This window comes from Psychrobacter sp. P11F6 (genome assembly GCF_001435295.1).
Classification (GTDB): domain Bacteria; phylum Pseudomonadota; class Gammaproteobacteria; order Pseudomonadales; family Moraxellaceae; genus Psychrobacter.
This window is the reverse complement of sequence record NZ_CM003594.1, coordinates 127,727-146,834: the sequence shown is the minus strand read 5'-3', so window position 1 is coordinate 146,834 and position 19,108 is coordinate 127,727. Positions and strand designations below refer to the sequence as shown.

Annotated in this window: 17 protein-coding genes and 1 riboswitch; of the genes, 4 read left to right on the top strand and 13 right to left on the bottom strand. The window is 44.2% G+C overall.

What is annotated here, in order from left to right; all coding sequences use genetic code 11:
* Positions 1–181: 181 nt before the first annotated feature.
* The gene (locus AK822_RS00645) at positions 182–1,132 is read right to left on the bottom strand and encodes a hypothetical protein (protein ID WP_060490202.1); all 951 of its coding nucleotides are present in this window, start codon (positions 1,130–1,132) and stop codon (positions 182–184) included.
* Positions 1,133–1,204: 72 nt separating this feature from the next.
* A complete protein-coding gene (locus tag AK822_RS00640; RefSeq protein WP_060492124.1) occupies positions 1,205–1,711 on the bottom strand; it encodes a hypothetical protein in 507 nt (168 codons plus the stop codon).
* Positions 1,712–2,141: 430 nt separating this feature from the next.
* Between AK822_RS00640 and AK822_RS00635 the strand changes: the two genes are divergently transcribed.
* Both AK822_RS00635 and ribBA read left to right on the top strand, forming a co-directional pair.
* Positions 2,142–3,431 carry a replication-associated recombination protein A gene (locus tag AK822_RS00635; protein ID WP_060490201.1) on the top strand — a complete coding sequence of 430 codons (1,290 nt, stop codon included), beginning with the start codon at positions 2,142–2,144 and terminating at the stop codon, positions 3,429–3,431.
* Positions 3,432–3,756: 325 nt separating this feature from the next.
* The gene (gene ribBA, locus AK822_RS00630) at positions 3,757–4,869 is read left to right on the top strand and encodes a bifunctional 3,4-dihydroxy-2-butanone-4-phosphate synthase/GTP cyclohydrolase II (protein ID WP_060490200.1); all 1,113 of its coding nucleotides are present in this window, start codon (positions 3,757–3,759) and stop codon (positions 4,867–4,869) included.
* 107 nt (positions 4,870–4,976) lie between these two features.
* Here ribBA and AK822_RS00625 read toward each other — a convergent pair whose 3' ends face one another.
* The 6 genes from AK822_RS00625 to AK822_RS00600 all read right to left on the bottom strand — a co-directional run bounded on the left by AK822_RS00625 (position 4,977) and on the right by AK822_RS00600 (position 11,142).
* Complete coding sequence (locus tag AK822_RS00625) at positions 4,977–5,465, bottom strand: acyl-CoA thioesterase (RefSeq protein WP_060490199.1); 489 nt, start codon at positions 5,463–5,465, stop codon at positions 4,977–4,979.
* A gap of 52 nt (positions 5,466–5,517) precedes the next feature.
* Positions 5,518–6,495: a hypothetical protein gene (locus AK822_RS00620; RefSeq protein ID WP_060490198.1), complete on the bottom strand. Its 978-nt coding sequence runs from the start codon at positions 6,493–6,495 to the stop codon at positions 5,518–5,520.
* Positions 6,496–6,596: 101 nt separating this feature from the next.
* Positions 6,597–7,598 carry a uroporphyrinogen-III synthase gene (locus AK822_RS00615; protein WP_087945515.1) on the bottom strand — a complete coding sequence of 334 codons (1,002 nt, stop codon included), beginning with the start codon at positions 7,596–7,598 and terminating at the stop codon, positions 6,597–6,599.
* A 98-nt stretch (positions 7,599–7,696) separates the two neighbouring features.
* Positions 7,697–8,731 carry a hydroxymethylbilane synthase gene (gene hemC / locus AK822_RS00610; RefSeq protein ID WP_055123673.1) on the bottom strand — a complete coding sequence of 345 codons (1,035 nt, stop codon included), beginning with the start codon at positions 8,729–8,731 and terminating at the stop codon, positions 7,697–7,699.
* Positions 8,732–8,948: 217 nt separating this feature from the next.
* A complete protein-coding gene (locus AK822_RS00605; RefSeq protein WP_045443089.1) occupies positions 8,949–9,686 on the bottom strand; it encodes a LytR/AlgR family response regulator transcription factor in 738 nt (245 codons plus the stop codon).
* A gap of 304 nt (positions 9,687–9,990) precedes the next feature.
* Positions 9,991–11,142 carry a histidine kinase gene (locus AK822_RS00600; RefSeq protein ID WP_060490197.1) on the bottom strand — a complete coding sequence of 384 codons (1,152 nt, stop codon included), beginning with the start codon at positions 11,140–11,142 and terminating at the stop codon, positions 9,991–9,993.
* A gap of 125 nt (positions 11,143–11,267) precedes the next feature.
* Between AK822_RS00600 and argH the strand changes: the two genes are divergently transcribed.
* Positions 11,268–12,641 (top strand): argininosuccinate lyase, encoded by a 1,374-nt coding sequence (gene argH, locus AK822_RS00595; RefSeq protein ID WP_045454898.1) that lies wholly within the window; start codon positions 11,268–11,270, stop codon positions 12,639–12,641.
* 304 nt (positions 12,642–12,945) lie between these two features.
* Positions 12,946–13,236, top strand: coding sequence for an oxidative damage protection protein (locus AK822_RS00590; RefSeq protein WP_060490196.1), 291 nt, complete (start codon positions 12,946–12,948; stop codon positions 13,234–13,236).
* A gap of 88 nt (positions 13,237–13,324) precedes the next feature.
* Here AK822_RS00590 and phoU read toward each other — a convergent pair whose 3' ends face one another.
* From phoU to pstS, 5 genes are all read right to left on the bottom strand, one after another.
* Positions 13,325–14,131 carry a phosphate signaling complex protein PhoU gene (gene phoU / locus AK822_RS00585; RefSeq protein ID WP_060490195.1) on the bottom strand — a complete coding sequence of 269 codons (807 nt, stop codon included), beginning with the start codon at positions 14,129–14,131 and terminating at the stop codon, positions 13,325–13,327.
* 119 nt (positions 14,132–14,250) lie between these two features.
* Positions 14,251–15,177 carry a phosphate ABC transporter ATP-binding protein PstB gene (pstB, locus tag AK822_RS00580; RefSeq protein WP_087814967.1) on the bottom strand — a complete coding sequence of 309 codons (927 nt, stop codon included), beginning with the start codon at positions 15,175–15,177 and terminating at the stop codon, positions 14,251–14,253.
* A gap of 97 nt (positions 15,178–15,274) precedes the next feature.
* Entirely contained in the window at positions 15,275–16,189 is a 915-nt protein-coding gene (gene pstA / locus AK822_RS00575) for a phosphate ABC transporter permease PstA (RefSeq protein ID WP_060490194.1), read from the bottom strand.
* 99 nt (positions 16,190–16,288) lie between these two features.
* Entirely contained in the window at positions 16,289–17,242 is a 954-nt protein-coding gene (gene pstC / locus AK822_RS00570; protein ID WP_060490193.1) for a phosphate ABC transporter permease subunit PstC, read from the bottom strand.
* A 174-nt stretch (positions 17,243–17,416) separates the two neighbouring features.
* A complete protein-coding gene (gene pstS / locus AK822_RS00565; RefSeq protein ID WP_060490192.1) occupies positions 17,417–18,580 on the bottom strand; it encodes a phosphate ABC transporter substrate-binding protein PstS in 1,164 nt (387 codons plus the stop codon).
* Between the two features lie 292 nt (positions 18,581–18,872).
* A riboswitch (TPP riboswitch) is annotated at positions 18,873–19,015 on the top strand.
* Positions 19,016–19,108 lie beyond the last annotated feature (93 nt).

Genomic DNA, 19,108 nt, shown 5'->3' with positions numbered 1-19,108 from the left:
TATATTTTAGTTTTTAGAACTATAAAAAATCCCGCCATCGTGCGGGATTTTTTATGGTTCTTTTTTTATGGCTCATGTTTTATAGTTCTTACTGTCTCATTTGATACGGTTAGCCACATTACATTTTATAGAAACCCTATCCATTACTGAATGAATAACTGGTTGAGTGACAGAATTGCGGCTACTGGAATTCTTTTAGTGTCTGCTCATATTTGGCAATTTGCTCATCATAACCTTTAATGGTGTCATTGAACTTAGTCATAAGCATCTCAAACTCTTTTTGTTGATTCAGTTTCATCTGCTGCATATCAATCACTTGCTGAGCTTCTATCTGCTCCCAAACCTGATGCTGAATAATCAAACGCGCTAATGCTGGGCTCTTGGCACTGAGCCTACCGGCAATTTCTGCATGCTCAAATAATTGCGGTACTAACGTTGCGATATTAATTAACGTATCAACATCTTCTGCGCTAAGAGGCGTCGTCACAGGCTGATAAAGCGCTTCCATCGCTTGCTGGTAGCTTTCGATGATTTGATCTTCTGTTAGCATGACAGGCTTACGCGGCTCAAGGCTAATGCGCTTTAACACCGTTAAATCACGCTCGCCAACTTCCGTACTGGTATTGATATCAGCCTCAGCGGAGATATCTACTTCATCATCTGTAGTGTCAGCAGATAGTGAGCTGCTATCAGCTGTGTCGTTGTTATTCTCCATCACGTTATCAATATTAGTATCGCTAGCAGCTGTATCATCATTTAGCAGCAATGAATCCTCACTATCTGAGCTATCAGCGGCTTGTAGGGATTCATACTCTGCTTGTAAACGACGCTGTAGCCTTTGTGCTTGCGCGACATATATGGGCTGAAACTGCTTTATACGGGCAGCAGCAGAATCACTTGGGCGCATAGGCTGACTGTCTTCAGTGCTCGTTTTTTCAACGCTCTGACTGTCTTCTGGCGCAGGTTGAGTCTCTGCTTGCTGCTGACAGCCACTTAACAGCAATACGCCGCTGAGTGTTGCCGCAAGCAAGGTTGACGAGTGCTGTAAAAGGGGGTTTTTTTGATTGATAGAATCATCAACCACACCTTTATTCATTTTATAATTAGGCTTTTTTAGCAAAAATTTAAACATAAGGGTACGTGTCCTTGTTAAGGCAAAATAATAAAAACCAAAGTCGTCATGGCAATCCATTGCCAATGGATATCACTTCATATTGTCGTCAGACTTCACGATTAAAAATGGAATACAAGCTTCTAATGCTTGACAGTCTTGTCCACGCTGACGACGAATAAAATAATCCTGAACCATACGCGCCTGCTGTTCGATACCGTAGTGAAAGAAGGATTTTCCTGTCTTGAGCACATAATCATAACGGCGATCAATAAGTGCACCGCGCACCACTTTTAAGCCTTGCTGTAATTGCCATACATGGGTTAATTCATGTATCAACCAGCTTTTTTTACTCAATGAAGCATCGCTAAAATCTATTATCCAATCTGCTGGGTTAAAATAAATATTGCCATTAGGACTAACGGCATAATGTTTCAACACCCACCAAGCAGTCTTGAGCTGAACCTCATCGAGATTGATACTGTCGCCAAATACTGAACGCGCCAGCGCTATCTCACCTGTAGTAAGCAAACGTGATTGCTGCTTGGCACTGCGATATAAATAGCGAGCGAACAAGCGCTGCAATATCGGCGGAGACATCATGACGGTAATACCTTATGCCTAATGAATGGATGATCACAAATGATAGGTCGTAAATCGCGCGTGATATCTGCGATCTATCAATGCTGTTGAACCGTTAATAGGGATAAAAGCATAAAAATCAAAGTATTTGGGACATAAGCTGTACACTTGATTGACTTTTATTAACGTAAATCTGCGTTAGCCTATTGTGTATGCCACATACCAAGACACATACCAAATAGCATCTTTATAAATTAGCCTACTTTTACTACTCATGTCTAATATTCATTAGTGCGAAAATCATGCCAAACAGACAGATATGGTCTTTTTCCATAGCAATGATGAATGTAATCTAGGATGTAGTCATTTAGATGCAGCAATAAAAACCCATTAATCACTGTCGTTATGAACTAATTGATAGCTGTTTAAATTGATAATAGAGATTTCTATGCCGCCTAATTTTCATGCCGATACACCCCTTGCCCAGCGTATGCGCCCAACGACACTTGATGCAATCATTGGTCAAGAACATCTACTGGCAGCAGGTGCGCCCTTGCGGCGTTTGGTCGAACAAGGGCATCTGCCATCGATTATTTTGCATGGTGAAGCTGGCATCGGTAAAACGACTATTGCCATGCTGTTGGCTGATGCTGTTGGCAGACCTTTTCATGCCTTGTCTGCCTTGAATACTGGGGTCAAACAGCTGCGAGAAGTATTAGACAATAAGGACTCATTAGCATTTGAGTCGCCAGTGGTTTTTATCGATGAGATACACCGCTTTAACAAGGCTCAGCAGGATGCCTTACTGGGCGCGGTCGAATCTGGTGATATTACCTTGATTGGTGCGACAACTGAAAACCCCTCCTTTAGTGTCAATAATGCCCTGCTATCACGTTGCCAAGTGTATCGTTTAGAGCCACTGACGCCTGAGCAAATCAGTGCGGTATTGCAAAGGGCAATTTCAGAAGATTCAGTGCTGAATAATTTGACGGTTGATTTACAAGCAAAGGACACTATCAGCCAACTGGCGCATGGCGATGCTAGAAAGGCGCTAAATTTATTAGAGCTGGCTATTCAAACGGCGGACACTAAGCAATCACCGCTCGTCATTAACGATGAATTGGTCGCCCGTGTCGCTCAGACCGCGCTGGTACGCTATGACAAAGATGGCGAGCAGCATTACGATATTATCTCGGCGATGATAAAGTCCGTACGTGGCTCAGACCCTGATGCTGCGCTTTATTGGATGGCGCGGATGTTAGTTGGCGGTGAGCCTGCTGATTTTATCGCGCGGCGTTTGGTCATCTTGGCCAGTGAAGATATTGGTAATGCCAACCCTAATGCTTTACTCCTTGCCGATGCAGCATTACGTAGTGTGCAGTCAATTGGTATGCCAGAAGCGCGTATTATCTTGGGGCAAGTAGTGGTTTATTTGGCGACCAGTGCTAAAAGTAACAGCACTTATAAAGCCATCAACGCTGCGATGGCGTTAGCAGAAAAAGATGCCTCTCCTGTGCCGCTACACCTACGTAATGGCGTGACTAAACTGATGCGCAATCAAGGCTATGGTCAAGGTTACGCCTATCCACACGATTATCCCAATCACTATTATCCGCAAAGCTATTTGCCAGACAATTTAGTTGGTAGCAGCTTTTATGAATTTGCCGACAACCAACGCGAGCAACACAGTAAACAGTTTATGGATTGGCTAAAAAGCCAAGCAGCCAGTAATGACTGATGGCTCGCATGGTCGATTAGCCCTTTGCTTAATACACCATTGAATACATGAATCGTCGTGACCATTAGTAATACTTATCACTATATTTGACAGTCTGGCCCATATAGTTTCGAGATGAAGCAGCACAGTGGGCTGAAAAGCGTTAAAATGTCCTCATATTGATATATAAGCAATGATTCCATAATGTCTACGGTGGATCAATTTGATCCGATGCACTTTGCCTAACCGCAACAGCGCTCTGTAGCATCTACTGTTACAATAGACAGATAATGCTTTATATTCCACATCACACCTATCTATAAATAATAAAATATTGAGACTTACTATGAGTTTAAATACGATTCCTGAGATTATCGAAGACATTCGTGCTGGCAAGATGGTCATCTTAATGGATGATGAAGACCGTGAAAATGAAGGTGATATCATCATGGCAGCGACCCATGTGCGCCCTGAAGATATTAACTTTATGATTACTCATGCACGTGGTTTGGTCTGCTTGACCTTGTCACAAGCACGCTGCCAACAGTTGGCATTGCCGCTGATGTCTGATCGTAACGAAGCAAAATTTAGCACCAACTTTACGGTTTCTATCGAAGCCGCTGAAGGCGTTACAACGGGTATCTCTGCTGCTGATCGCGCTCGTACGATTCAAGCCGCGGTTTCTTCTTCGGCAAAACCTGAAGACATCGTCCAGCCTGGACATATCTTCCCAATCATGGCTCAAAATGGTGGCGTCTTGCACCGCGCTGGGCATACAGAAGCTGGTTGTGATTTAGCACGCCTAGCAGGGCTTGAGCCCGCAGCAGTGATTGTCGAAATCATTAATGCTGATGGTACGATGGCGCGCCGTGATGACCTTGAGATATTTGCCGAAGAGCATGGCATCAAGATGGGTACAATTGCTGACCTCATCAACTACCGCATCGCGAACGAGCAAACGGTAGAAGAAATTGAGTCGCGTCCTTTTGAAACGGAATACGGCACCTTTACGCTACATCGCTTCCGCGAATTTGGCGCTGATGAAACGCATTTGGCTTTGGTAAAAGGCGATGTGAGCGAAGGCGTCAGCACTGTCCGTGTCCATGGTTTTCACCCACTACGCGACTTGTTTGCTGCCAAAAATGATATGACGGGTCGTAGCGGCTGGAGCGTACGCTCAGCGCTGGAGGAAATAAGCAACTCAGATCGCGGCGTATTAGTTTGGATTGGTAGCAACCAGCCAATAGATTTAGGAGATGCGTTAGACAAAGCGGCAGACAATGAATCGCAATCGACCATTACTCAGCAGCCGTATCGCAGCATTGGTGTTGGTGCACAGATTTTGCGTCATTTAGGCGTTCGTGATATGCGTTTATTATCATCACCCATGAAGTTTTACGCATTATCAGGCTTTGACTTGAACGTCATCGATTTCGTACATGCGCCAAAGCAAGATTAATATTTGACTGGCTGACTGGCTGGCTGATTCGATATCAGTCAAATAGCAAAAGGGTACGCTAACGTAACGTTAGCGTGCCCTTTTTTTCATTTATTTAATATTCAGTGCTAAAGCTTCGGTATATGACCAACTTTTGCTTCTAATGCCAATAGCCGAGCGCGCTCTTCCTCTGTCCAAGCTAACTTACGCTTTCCCTCACTATCGAGCCGTACCACGACTGCCTCAGCCGTCGCGACGATGGCTGCTTGCGCGGTGCTATAGTAGCTATATTCCATCACGATACTCGTATTCCCTAAACGCTGACAGCGCACTCCTAATAGCAAAGTATCAGGATAAGTCACTGGGCGTAAATACTGGCAACTTGATTGTGCCAATACCGTCACCATACTGCCATCAAACATACCTAGCGCCTGCAAATAGCCAATTCGTGCTGATTCAGCGTAACGGTAATAAATCACGTTATTTAAATGGTTAAACGCATCCATCTCGCCCCAGTGAATGGGCTGGTGATGAATAATGGGGTAATGAGACAATTCGTCAGGATGATTATCTGCGATATTGGAGGCTACATGTGCTGCTTGATTCAAACTGTCCATAACGTCACTTCTCTTATTTTTATAAATCTATCAATCAACATCCACTGAACCACTAACGCTGAGATTTATCCAAAATCTGGGTGGTCAACAATGGCATTGGTTTCGGTGCATTGGCAATCAATTTATCTAACCAATCTATGACTTCTCCGATATTTGTCGGAGAGGATCTGGTTGGTAGATTCTTATCGGTAGAGATTTGTTTTTTGCCTACGGACGCATCACTAGAGGCGTTTTCAGTATTAGTCATGGCTGCCTTTGGCGCTGACTGTTGCGGAATAGCAGACTTAGGCACCAAGGTTTGTAGTTGATTTCGTGCTTGACGCAGATAACCAATCAGCTGCTCTTGTTCGCGCATATTACTGGCTTGACTGGCCAGATTTAAGGTCATAATCACTTCGTGAATGGTCAGTTGTTTGCGCGAGAGGCTCATATTATTATCAGCGCTATTGTGCGGTGTCGCCTCGCTACTCACACGCTCATAGCTGTGCAAAAACTCTTGAATATTTTGGATGGCGAGGTTTTGTAGCTGCCAAGGACTGGGCTGAGTGCTGCTTGCCTGCAAACGTTCGATGTCTTTCATCAAGCTTTGTTTGATCACAACCGTTAGCGCTGGAGCAATCTCATTGCTGCTTTGCGAAAGCTGCCAGTGTAGACCACGCAACAAATCAATCGCTGCACTGTCGTTATTGTCTGCCAACAATCTATCAGCGGCTTGTATCTGAATACGCAATAAATCTAACTGGTTTTGCGCTTGGCTACTGGCGGCAGATCGAGGCTCTGGCAGCGTCTGCTGACTCATCGCAAATAGACGGTCATCCATCTCATTCAGACGGCTGACGACTTGCTCGTTGCTTTGCAAACGCTCATTAACACTATGCTGGAAGCGCTGCTGGCTGATGTAGAGCCACAATAGAGCGGCGATAAGCAACAAGATAACCAACCACTGCAGGCGCAACAAAAACACATTTGCTTGTCGGCGCTGCTGAGTAGCAGAAGGTTCCTGAGATAACGATTCAGAATTGATTGACATAAGGCAGCACCGTTATTTTGGCTAAAACAGGTTTAAAGCGAATAAATAAAAAGTGAAACATAATAGATAAGGACAGGTCATCGGTTGGTACATTTATACATTCAACAGGCTTTAGCATGGATAGCAGCAAGAATGGTTTCTGGCGCCAAATCTTCCACACGCCAATAACTTAATTGCTGCTCAGCGACCATATTGGCTAAACGCTCACCCAACACCACATAAGAAAAGTCTGACAATTTATAGGGCAAAATAGCGGGGGTTTCTCTGGCTGTTTCTTGCTTTAATGCCTTTTCTGCCACAGCCCGAACGATACTTTCCCAATGCTCAAAGGCTGTACCGCTACTGATCACAACGATTGGCTTTGGTTGATGCGCTGCCAACGCATCTTGCATCATATTATGCGTTAAATTATCGGTTAAAAATTCTTTTAGCCACTGCTCATATTGAGCCATCGCCTCGACTGGCATTATGCGCTCATACCAAGCAATACTATCGATATGCACACCGCGTGCCAGCAACGTATCGACCAATAGTCGCCTACCACCCAATCCGCGCCACACGAGCAACTTGTCACCTGCTTGTAAACGTTCAATTTCAGGCATCGCTAGCATACCTTCGTTATTGGCAATGTGAGGCTGAAGCACTTGATAATTCGACGCCTCGATTTTGGCATTGTTTAATACCGACGCAGTCGCTTCACCCACGGCAATCAAGTGGCTCGGCGCTTGCAGAGCATTAATTGCTATGTTTTTTCGCTCATTATTGTCATTGTCATTGTCATGGTTTTGAGCTTGACGCTCATCTTCAAGCGCTTGCCAAACAGCCAGTCCTGAAGCGGCCGCCGTTGGGCTAACAATCACAAGCGCTTTATAATCGCCTGCTAGCCAATGCCGCATCAGCGTCATGTCTTGCTCAGTCGTTGGGCGCGGTTGTAACGTCAACATCGGTATCTCTACCACCGTCAGCCCTGCTGCTTGTAGATGATCCGTCAATGCAGCGGCACGCTCCACTGGGCGAGTATTAATGACTACTTGCGTGAGTGATGACTCATTATTTGATTGACTGTTAGCAATAAGCTGGGCGTGATTTAATGTTGATGACATAGACGTACCATGACAAAAGACTGATAGAATTGGCTTAACGATAGCCCTAGCATCAATAATACTGGGGCTATGACTAAGATAATCAAAATACTGGTATGCTATTCAGGATGATAAATCGCAGATAAGATATCACCCGCGCCATCGGCAAGCAGTATATTGGCAACATCAATACCAAGCTGATTAGCCTGTACTTCTTGCTCGGCTTGTGTGCCAATCAACGTGACGCGTTTCTCTGCTTTTAGCAGCTCGCTGCCATCCGCTTGACCGACGCGGCCACGTAGCCATAACACATTGCCGTTGTCGTTATTGCCATTGTCACCGTTATCATCATTGTTGCTGCTCGTCTCATCCGCCATTTGTAACACGGCATAAGCAGCAATGGGCACTTGGCAGCCACCCTCTAAGTGACGGTTCAGCGCGCGCTCAGCAATGAGGCGGATACGAGCTTTATCATCATTCAGTGGTGCCAGTAATTTTAATACCTCATCATCACCTTCACGGCATTCGATCGCTAAGGCGCCTTGACCAACCGCAGGCAGGCAAGCATTGATATCAAGCTCGCCGCGTATGCGCTCATCCAGCTCGATACGCTGCAAACCACTGGTCGCTAAAATAATCGCATCATACTCGCCAGCATCCAGCTTGCCCAAACGTGTACCAACGTTACCGCGTAAGGTTTTGATTTGTAGGTCTGGGCGATAGGCTTTAAGCTGACACTGACGACGCAAACTTGACGTGCCAACGACTGCCCCTTGCGGCAACTCATCAATACTATTATAAGTATTGGACACAAAAGCATCAGTCGGTGAGGCGCGTTTGCAATAGACGCCCAGCATCAAGCCTTCAGGAAGCTGCATCGGTACGTCTTTTAATGAATGTACCGCGATGTCCGCTTGTTTGTCATATAGTGCTTGCTCAAGCTCTTTAACAAACAAACCTTTACCACCAATTTTAGCCAAAGGTGTGTCCAAAATCTTGTCACCCTTAGTGACAATTTTTAGCAAGTTAATCGTCAATTCAGGATACAAATCTAGTAGACGAGCACGGATATGCTCAGCTTGCCATAATGCTAAAGGGCTCTGACGCGTGGCGATATTCAAGGTAGTCAAAGCAGTTTGCTGCGGATTGCTCATAAAGGGCCTCAATAAATTCGATACTGTTTACGTCAGTACTATGCAGGTCAGTATTAGACAATACTGCAAATTTTCCACAAAAAATGGGCGATATAAACCATATATAGTCAATGCTGACGCAAAAAAATACCCCTATTTAAGCATAAATAAGGGTTTGATGATATGGGATGATTATTTCACGGTTATTTTGCTGTCATTTCACAATGGAAACAGCAGTTTACATGCTTTGAATCTTGTCACGTAATGCAGGTAAGTGACGACGGCTAACCGCAAGTGTCTCATCAATGCCTTTAAAGCGTATTTGATATTGTCCTGCATCCAACGTTTCTAAAAAGTCCAAAAAGCTAAGGTTGATGATGGCATTACGGTGCACCCGAAACAGCCGATCCTCAAATTCTTGTTCAAGCTCTTTTAGCGTCTCATCAATCAGGACAATGCCATCTTTGTGACGGACTTTGACGTACTTTTGATCGGCGGTAAAATAATAGATATCTTTGAGCTTGATGAGCTCAACGCCTCGGTGGGTACGAGCAGCGATATGCTCACGTACTGGACGCGCTGTTGGGTCTTCGAGTTTACGAATCTCATTTAACTGCGCCGCGTTTAAATTTTTCGCTTTATCTAGTGCTTCTAGTAACTCATCTTTATTGGCAGGCTTTAATAAATAACCAATCGCATTGGCTTTTAGCGCGGCAATGGCATAATGATCATAAGCGGTGACAAATATAATAGCTGGCGGATGCTCAAGTTTGGCAAGCTCTTGAGCACAGCGCACCCCATCCATCTCAGGCATACGAATATCTAATAATATGATGTCTGGCTGCTGAGTTTTGACAGCGATAATGGCTTCTGCACCCGTGGTTGCTTGAGCAACGACTTGATGACCTGACTCCTGTACAATTCTAACCAAACGCTCACGTGCTAGTGGCTCATCATCACAAACTACGATACGCATGCAAACTCCAATCTCAGGATAAACTTAGTATTTTTTTCAATGGCCTTACCAACATATTAGCACTCATTACCAATCACTTAGCATAAAAACCTTTAATTATTTCATAAAACAATAACTGGCTATATTGACGTTGAGAGCCTTGTGCATTGAGTTTTATTGCGATGCATTTATCGATAATAATTTTTATGGGGAATCATGGCTAAATATAAAGTAAAACAACCCATTAGCTATAAAGATGGTGCAATAACTATGCCATACCTATTTCTTGAAAAATAAAATACAAAATTAAGCCCAAAAAAAACGGTCATAAACTAACATCTTGCAGCGGATAGTCGATAACAGTAATAATTTGACTACTGGTAACGCTACTTTTAATATCCGCACTTTGGCCGAAATAAGCCCGTAAACGGTCCGCTTGAATATAAAAGTTCATGTGCTGACGCAAATCATGGTTAATAATCATGGTTTTTTTCGGCAGCTCGACACCAATCGTAATCGCAACCCGATGCTGCTGCCAAGTGACTCTAATATTGATATAAATGGTTTCAGTGGTCATCTCCACCACATTCAGCAGCATTTTTTCTAGCACGCTCTGTAAGGTCAAGGCGGTAATCACCATGTCATACATGACATCTTCGTCAGGCAATTGCCAACTCACTTCAAGCTTATCCGCTAAGCGGCTAGACTCAATCGCTAGATAGTGCTCACAAAGAGCAATTTCTTCTTCAAAGCTAATCTCTCGTGCCCCATTGAAACTGGCACGGAATAAGGCAGAAACGTGCTGTAATAAAGCGGAAGCTCTTGCTGGATTGGACTCTATCAGTGACACAAGGGTATTAATGGTATTAAAGAAAAAATGCGGAGCGATTCGTGCTTTGATCACATCATTTTGTGCACTCAATTTCTGCTCAAACGATTGTTTGAGCGCATTTGTCTCACGATAACGGCGTAAAAAATACAGTAAGAACACTAAGGTAAAGCCACCACTAATCACCGCATCAAACAATATATTTAGAATAAAAGTTTGACGATCATATTCAAACCAACCAACATTAATCATTACCAGCATGACTAAAATCATGGATATGGTAGATGCCACCATGAGTAAGGCAAGCACATACATGCTGGCTTTAGGTATGCTCATGCCCTTAAAAATGGGGCGCAAATAATCAATGAGGTATAAGGAAGGAATAATACTCAAGGTGTTTTGCAGGACTCTGCTAAACAACTGAATCAAAAAATCTGACCACGTGGCAATATCATAGCGATTTATTACCGTGACAAATAGTGACCAAAAAAAGATATAAATGAACCACTGCCAAGGCTTCATGACTTCCATGAGCTTGGGAATAAAAAACTCTAAGCGCTCCGCTAGTAAGGCAACCTCATCCTTTGCTATACTTGAGCTCTTATTCTGCTGACTTGTCTTGTACCGATATGAACGCCAATTCTTCAAAACCTAGTAGTCCCGAATCAAATGTAAACCCATCTGTCTCTGATTCTAGCACAGATGCTCCGATAACAAATAACGCTGCACAAAACAACCCTGTAAGCAGTCCTTCAAACAGCCAAGGTCAGCAGATGTGGGGCGGACGCTTCAGTGAAGCGACGGACAGCTTTGTCGCTGCCTTCACCGCCTCTGTTGGCTTTGACCAACGCTTTGCGCGTCACGATATTCAAGGCTCAATCGCCCACGCGACCATGCTTAAAGAATGTGACATTTTGACCGCTGACGAAGTAGCCACCATTATTGATGGTCTGCATCAGGTACTGCGCGAGATTGAGGCTGGCGAGTTTAACTGGTCAATCGCGCTAGAAGACGTGCACATGAATGTTGAGTCGCGCTTGACTGACATCATCGGCGCTGTTGGTAAAAAACTGCATACGGGTCGTAGCCGTAACGATCAGGTTGCCACCGATATTCGTCTTTGGCTACGCGAAGAGACTGATAATATCATTGCCTTATTAGTACGCTTGCAAAGTGGTTTGCTTGATTTGGCTGAGCAGCATACTGACACTATTATGCCTGGCTTTACGCATTTACAAACGGCGCAGCCAGTGAGCTTTGGTCATCACGTCATGGCGTGGTTTGAGATGTTATATCGCGATACCGAACGTCTGGTCGATGCGCGCCGCCGTATCAATCAGATGCCACTTGGTAGTGCTGCGCTTGCTGGCACGACATTCCCAATCGATCGTACCATTACTGCTGAGCTGTTAGGTTTTGAAGGTATTTGCCAAAACTCGCTGGATGCCGTATCAGACCGTGATTTTGCGATTGAGTTCACCTCAGCCGCTTCTATCTTGATGATGCATATGTCACGGATGAGCGAAGAGATTATCCTATGGATGTCAGCGCAGTTTAACTTTGTACAAATCCCTGATCGCTTTTGTACTGGCTCCTCTATCATGCCGCAAAAGAAAAATCCTGATGTGCCAGAGTTGGTTCGCGGTAAAGCAGCACGTGTCTTTGGGCAGTTAATGACACTATTAAGTCTAATGAAGAGTCAGCCACTGGCTTATAACAAAGACAACCAAGAAGACAAAGAGCCGCTGTTTGATTGCGTCGATACGCTTACCGGCTGTTTATTGGCTTTTGCTGATATGCTACCGAATATCACTCCAAATAAAGAAAACATGCGCGCCGCTACGATGAAAGGCTATGCGACTGCGACTGATCTTGCAGATTATCTGGTACGCCAAGGTGTTGCATTCCGTGATGCCCATGAAGTGGTGGGTAATGCGGTTGCTTTGGGTATTGCCGAGGGCGTTGATTTAAGTGATTTATCATTGGCGCAGCTACAGCAGTTTAGCGACGCAATCGGTGATGATGTCTTTGAATATCTAACTTTAGAAGGCTCATTAGCAGCCCGTGACCACTTAGGTGGTACAGCACCAAATCAAGTTAAGCAAGCCGTTGCTCGCGGTCGTAGCCGTTTAGAGGTATTTGCGTAAAAGCGCATTGTTGACCTGACAGCTTTTACCATAAAAACACCCGCCCCTGCTGCGGGTGTTTTTGATACCATGATGAGGTAAAGTAAATTCAGCTAATAATATTTAAGTCACTTATGCTGAATAAGTGCTAACTAATACCATTCACAGAAATTAGAGTAGCAAGGAAAACGAGTGAAAGTACTACGCCTTGTAGGCTAAGCGAGTTTGACACAGCTAACCTTACTTTTTGGGTTTGGTATAACTATTCTCATGAGTGATTCAATAACATATTTTATAATAACTAAACCATAATAAGGAACGCCTCATGACTGAGACTTTTAATCCGCAAGCCAATACGGTATTTTGCCGTAAATATCAGCAAGAATTGCCCAAAATGCCGCACCCCCCTTTTCCTAATAAAAAAGGTCAGGAGCTACAAGAAACGGTCTCTGAAAAAGCATGGAAAGAATGGCTTGAACAGCAAACGATGCTGATTAACGAAAACCATCTAAGCATGTTAGATCCTGCTGCCAAAAAATTCCTCACCGAACAACGGGATAAATTTTTAGATAATGAAGATTATGAGCGTGCACAAGGTTGGACGCCAGAGAGCTAGTTATTTTTATTATTGCCATAAAATAAAAAACGCGCTATTTAATATAGCGCGTTTTTTTGGATGTAAAATTAACGATGAACTGTTGTTTTCAGCCCTCATCACCGTTTGAGTCTACAAAATCCGTGGCTGACTTGACGGCAGGTTTAGTGGCAGACAGGGTGCTGACTTGGCGCGCCGCCATACGGTCATTGGCTTCTTGCACCGCTTTTTCGACCAGCGCATAGTCGGAATGACGCACATCTTGCCCACTAATATAGTTAATTACCAGTTCTGCAATATTTTGTGCATGATCGCCTACCCGCTCAAGCGCGCGCAATACCCACATAATATTGATGACTTTTGAGACGTGCCGTGAATCTTCCATAATATAGGTCATCAAAGCACGGATGGCTGACTGATACTCATCATTGACCATGCTATCGTTACGCATGACCTCAAACGCTTGCTCAGCATTTGATTGGCTAAATGCCTCTAGTGCATTGTGTAGCATGAGACGCACTTGATTGCTTAGGTGTTGAACTTCTGCATAGCCATACGACAGCTTACCTTGTGCTGCAATTTTTTTGGTCATCTGAGCGATTTTGACGGCTTCATCACCGATGCGTTCTAAATCAACCACGCCTTTACTGATAGACATGACCAAGCGTAAATCGCTGGCGGCAGGCTGACGTTTGGCGACCAATAGCAAGATATGCTCATCCAACTCGACTTCCATTCGATTGATATCAAAGTCCATATCAATCACCTCTTGCGCCAGTGTCTCATTTTTATCGATAAGCGCGTGGATCGCTTTCGCCACTTGGTTGGCCGCACTATCGCCCATGTATAAAAATAAACGGATAGCTTCATCAAGATCTTGGTCAAAACTTTTGGAGATATGCTTATCGCTTTGCATAAGAGGTATTCCCTAAAATCCATATTTTGGTAGCGCGGTGTGGCTGTTGAGTCGAACAGATTGGCTCACGATATCTTATTGAACGTATCGAGCACGTCGTCCTTGCTCAGACCGCGATGTTAGCCATAACGACCCGTAATATAATCTTCCGTCGCGGTTTGGGCAGGCTTGGTAAATATCTGGTCGGTCTCGCCCATCTCAATCATATCGCCTAAGTACATATAAACGGTATAGTCAGACACCCGCGCGGCCTGTTGCATGTTATGCGTAACGATGGCAATGGTGTAATCCTGTTTTAAGTCTTCAATCAAATCTTCGATAGCACCTGTCGAGATAGGATCTAACGCAGACGTTGGCTCATCAAGCAGCAATACTTCAGGCTTGGTCGCGACGCTACGCGCAATACACAAGCGTTGCTGCTGTCCGCCTGATAACGAAAGCCCTGACGCTTTGAGCTTGTCTTTCACCTCTGGCCACAATGCAGATTTTTTTAGCGCCCACTCTACGCGATTGTCCAGCTCAGCTTTACTAAGTTTTTCATACAGTCTCACCCCAAAAGCGACATTGTCATAGATTGACATCGGGAATGGGGTAGGTTTCTGAAAGACCATACCGACTTGGGCGCGTAGCAAATTGACATCGACGTCTTTGCCCAAGATATTGTTGCCATCAAGATTAATATTGCCTTCTGCCCGCATACCCGGATATAAGTCATACATCCGATTAAAGGTACGTAATAGCGTCGACTTGCCGCAACCTGAAGGGCCAATGAAAGCAGTGACTTTTTTATCAGGAATATCGATATTGATATTTTTTAGCGCCTGAAAGTCACCATAATAAAAATTCAGATCCCGAATTTGCATTTTTGCTGCAGGCATGTTTTTGGGAATATCATGAAGCGTTTGTTTGGTTAGGCTGGCAATATCTGGCTGCTCCATTTGTGCTGCCGTCGACATCGGTCTGTTTAATAAACTGTCTGTTGTTGGATTAAATTTATCTGCCGCATTGAATTTATCGACAGGCTTTTTTGTACGGATTTTGCTCATGACGTCATTCATAATATGTTCCAACCCAGCTTAATGAATATAAATGGAAGTAAATGCTCGAGGTAATCTAGGACAAGCCTTAATTTACCATCAGCCTTTATTTAGCCTGACCTCTACTACCGATAAACCTTGCCAAAATATTGAGTACCAAGACAGAGGTCGTGATCAGCAACGCTGCCGCCCACGCTAAGGTATGCCAGTTATCATAAGGACTCATCGCAAACTGGTAGATGGTATTGGGTAAGTTAGCAATAGGCTGGCTCATATCGGTACTGAAATATTGGTTGTTAAGCGCCGTAAATAGCAACGGTGCTGTCTCACCAGTGATTCGAGCAAATGCCAGTAACACCCCAGTGGTCAGTCCTGCTCTAGCCGCCTTAATCGTTACTTGAGTCACCATTTTCCACTTGGGTGTGCCAAGTGCGTAAGCTGCTTCACGAATACTATTAGGCACTAGATTGAGCATATTCTCAGTGGTACGCACGACCACAGGAATAACGATTAATGCCAATGCTAACGCGCCTGCCCAACCAGAGAAACTTTGACCTTTCACCATCAATGCATAAATAAAGAGACCAATCACAATCGAGGGTGCGGATAGCAAAATATCATTTAAGAAACGCGTTACCTTGCCAAGCATACTGCCTTGAGCGAACTCAGATAAATAAATACCGGTCATAAGACCAATAGGGGCACCGATGAACAATCCTGAAAACGCAAGCATTACTGAACCGACAATGGCGTTACGCAGCCCGCCCGCACTCATCGGTGGCGGTGTATCAGCAGTAAAAATAGGCAGCTGCACAATACCTTGAAAGCCTTCAACAAATAACGTCAACAATATCCAAAACAACCAAAATAGTCCAAAAACCATCGCCGACATGGCAAAGCCTAGACCTAACTTGTTGGTCAAACGGCGCTTGTTATATAAGCTTCTGTTATAACGCCCTTCAAAGCCAGTGTTCAGCGGTGACGGTGCATTGATCGCGTTGGTAGCATTGTTAGAAGGCATAAAATGTGTTTCCCATATTTTTATCAATACCAATAACCATCGACACTTAACTGATTGATTTCATCGAACTGACTCAATGAAACTGAGGCAATCTAACGACTAGCGATTACCTGCTTTTTTATCCATACTCATGAGCATCAGCTTAGCAAGCGATAGCACAATGAAGGTAATGACAAACAAGATTAAGCCAAGATGTAGTAAGGAAGCCAAATGTAGCTCACTCGACGCTTCGGCAAACTCGTTAGCCAATGCTGAGGTAATAGTCACACCTGAGGTAAACAGACTCGGACTGATGTTAAAGGCATTACCAATCAAGAAAGTCACTGCCATCGTCTCACCCAATGCCCGACCCAGTCCTAAGATTACGCCACCAACCACACCAGCTTTGGTATACGGCAAAATGATCTTGAACATGACTTCCCAAGTCGTCGCGCCCATACCATATGCTGATTCTTTAAGCAGGTCTGGCACGACCGAAAAAACATCGCGCATGGTGGCGGCGATAAATGGAATAATCATGATGGCCAGTACCAGCGAGGCGGTAAACATACCCAGTCCCATTGGTGCACCCGTAAATAGCTTACCAATGATGGGTAGTGGACCGACGTGTTCAATGAACCATGGCTGAATGTGATCACCGAAGAAAGGCGCAAAGACAAACAAACCCCACATACCGTAAATGATAGAGGGGATACCAGCCAATAACTCAATGGCGATACCGAGCGGTTTTTTTAGAAAAGTAGGACACATTTCGGTCAAAAATATGGCAATGCCAAAACTGATTGGTACAGCTATCAGAATGGCGATAAAGGATGTCACCAACGTACCATAGATAGGTGCTAGCGCCCCGTACTCATTGGCGACCGTATCCCAATTATTACTGGTATAAAATCCAAGACCAAATGTTTGAATGCTCGGCCACGCTCCGATGATCAAGGAGACTAAAATGCCGCCCAACGATAAGAGTACCAGTATGGCAAAAGCCTTAGTAGCATTCACAAACAATAAGTCATAGCGCTTTTGTTTAGCCAGTTGGGACCTTAAATCATTCATAAGTGTCTCAGCATTAAATAGGATCAAGTCAAAATAGTAGAAGCATTCATTCGGTTTTATCACAACAAACTTGTCATCAAATTTGCTGTGATAAAACCTCTCAAATAACTACCGGAGAATAGTTATTCGAGAGGATAATTAGAAAATTATTGACTCATGATTAGCAGAAACAGGTTACTGAGCAGGCTTATAAACAGGCTGTCCATCACTGCCTTTTACCTCGTTCCATTTTTCCTTGAATAAGGCAACCGCTGCATCAGAGAATGGTACGTAATCGAGTGCCATGGCATCGTCATCACCTTGGGTATAAGCCCAATCAAAGAAGTTCAACACGCCAGCCACTTGCTGAGGATTCTCTGGTTGCTTATGTACCAAGATAAAGGTCGCAGCAGCGATCGGCCATGCTTGCTCAGTCTCAGAGTTGGTGATGACTTTATAAAAGCCCGCTTGCTGTGACCAGTCGATATCACCTGCCGCAGCAAATGTCTCAGCAGATGGCTGAACGACGTTGCCAGCAGCGTTTTTCAATGCAGTATGTGACATGTTGTTTTGCTTGGCATAAGCATACTCAACGTAGCCGATAGAGTTTTTCATACGATTTACATAGCTTGATACGCCTTCGTTACCTTTACCACCTGCGCCAGTCGCAGACGTTGGCCATTTGACTGTTTTATCAACACCAACTGTGTCTTTCCAGTCTGGTGAGACTTTGGCTAGATAATCCGTAAAGTTAAACGTTGTGCCAGAACCGTCTGAGCGGAATACTGTCGTAATAGCGGCATCAGGCAAAGTCAAATCTGGGTTCATGGCTTTGATAGCAGGGTCATTCCAGTTGCTAATCTTACCCAAATAGATGTCTGCCAACATTGCACCGTCTAATTTCAACGCGCCCGGCTCAACACCATCGATGTTGACGATAGGTACAACACCGCCGATAACCGTCGGAAACTGAATCAAGCCTGCTGCGTCTAGCTCTTCAGGCGTCATCGGCGCGTCAGACGCCCCAAAATCGACTGTCTTTGATTCGATTTGTTTGATACCACCAGAAGAGCCAATCGACTGGTAATTGACTTGACCACCGGTAGCAGCGTTGTAGTCGTAAGACCATTTAGCATAGATAGGCTGCGGAAATGATGCACCTGCGCCCGTGATGTTCATTGCGATATTCTCAGCAGATTTAAAACCTGTTGTAGAAGCAGAGGTTGTCTGAGTGGTTGCTTCCGTGGTGGTGACAGCGCTACTGCTATCCGCAGCTGGCTCTGTCGTTTCAGTCGATTTATTACATGCCGTAAGCACTAATGTACAACTAACGGCCACTGCTAATAACGAATAACGCATGTAGGACTCCTAAAGTTTAACAACGATACAAAAAAGCATTGTTTGTGACATGCGTGCTATCTTGCCAAATTTTTATGACAGTTTAATGACAACCTCCAGAATCTTTCATTCGCTTTACATAATATTTAGATAAGCTATCTACAGCTCAGTAATATCAAGTGATTTCAATCACTGGTACTCTAGAGTCGTTCTCATAAAAACATCGAACCTCAAACTCAAAGCCTGATATTTTCATCTAAATATCATTAGCCCTCATTGCAGAACTTTGTTAGTATTAAGTTGATTTACAACACTGACAGACTCGGGGTGCGGTGTATTATCGACTCATTTTTAAGCTTGCTTTATTAAAGTAGTCGCCTTTATACATTCGCTGAGAGATCACCCGCCGAACCTGATGCGGTTAGTACCGACGCAGGGAAGTCTTAAGCACTTTGTTATTTATGGCAAAGGACGTGCAGAAATGCCTTTTTTATCCTCATTACTGTCTTAATGTGCGTGATGTACTATTAAGTAGTGAAGACTGATATA

Bases quoted from the DNA above. Each gene is read 5' to 3' on its own strand.
- AK822_RS00645 (WP_060490202.1), bottom strand. From the start codon at position 1,132: ATGTTTAAATTTTTGCTAAAAAAGCCTAATTATAAAATGAATAAAGGT.
- AK822_RS00640 (WP_060492124.1), bottom strand. From the start codon at position 1,711: ATGTCTCCGCCGATATTGCAGCGCTTGTTCGCTCGCTATTTATATCGC.
- AK822_RS00635 (WP_060490201.1), top strand. From the start codon at position 2,142: ATGCCGCCTAATTTTCATGCCGATACACCCCTTGCCCAGCGTATGCGC.
- ribBA (WP_060490200.1), top strand. From the start codon at position 3,757: ATGAGTTTAAATACGATTCCTGAGATTATCGAAGACATTCGTGCTGGC.
- AK822_RS00625 (WP_060490199.1), bottom strand. From the start codon at position 5,465: ATGGACAGTTTGAATCAAGCAGCACATGTAGCCTCCAATATCGCAGAT.
- AK822_RS00620 (WP_060490198.1), bottom strand. From the start codon at position 6,495: ATGTCAATCAATTCTGAATCGTTATCTCAGGAACCTTCTGCTACTCAG.
- AK822_RS00615 (WP_087945515.1), bottom strand. From the start codon at position 7,598: ATGTCATCAACATTAAATCACGCCCAGCTTATTGCTAACAGTCAATCA.
- hemC (WP_055123673.1), bottom strand. From the start codon at position 8,731: ATGAGCAATCCGCAGCAAACTGCTTTGACTACCTTGAATATCGCCACG.
- AK822_RS00605 (WP_045443089.1), bottom strand. From the start codon at position 9,686: ATGCGTATCGTAGTTTGTGATGATGAGCCACTAGCACGTGAGCGTTTG.
- argH (WP_045454898.1), top strand. From the start codon at position 11,268: ATGTGGGGCGGACGCTTCAGTGAAGCGACGGACAGCTTTGTCGCTGCC.
- AK822_RS00590 (WP_060490196.1), top strand. From the start codon at position 12,946: ATGACTGAGACTTTTAATCCGCAAGCCAATACGGTATTTTGCCGTAAA.
- phoU (WP_060490195.1), bottom strand. From the start codon at position 14,131: ATGCAAAGCGATAAGCATATCTCCAAAAGTTTTGACCAAGATCTTGAT.
- pstB (WP_087814967.1), bottom strand. From the start codon at position 15,177: ATGAGCAAAATCCGTACAAAAAAGCCTGTCGATAAATTCAATGCGGCA.
- pstA (WP_060490194.1), bottom strand. From the start codon at position 16,189: ATGCCTTCTAACAATGCTACCAACGCGATCAATGCACCGTCACCGCTG.
- pstC (WP_060490193.1), bottom strand. From the start codon at position 17,242: ATGAATGATTTAAGGTCCCAACTGGCTAAACAAAAGCGCTATGACTTA.
- pstS (WP_060490192.1), bottom strand. From the start codon at position 18,580: ATGCGTTATTCGTTATTAGCAGTGGCCGTTAGTTGTACATTAGTGCTT.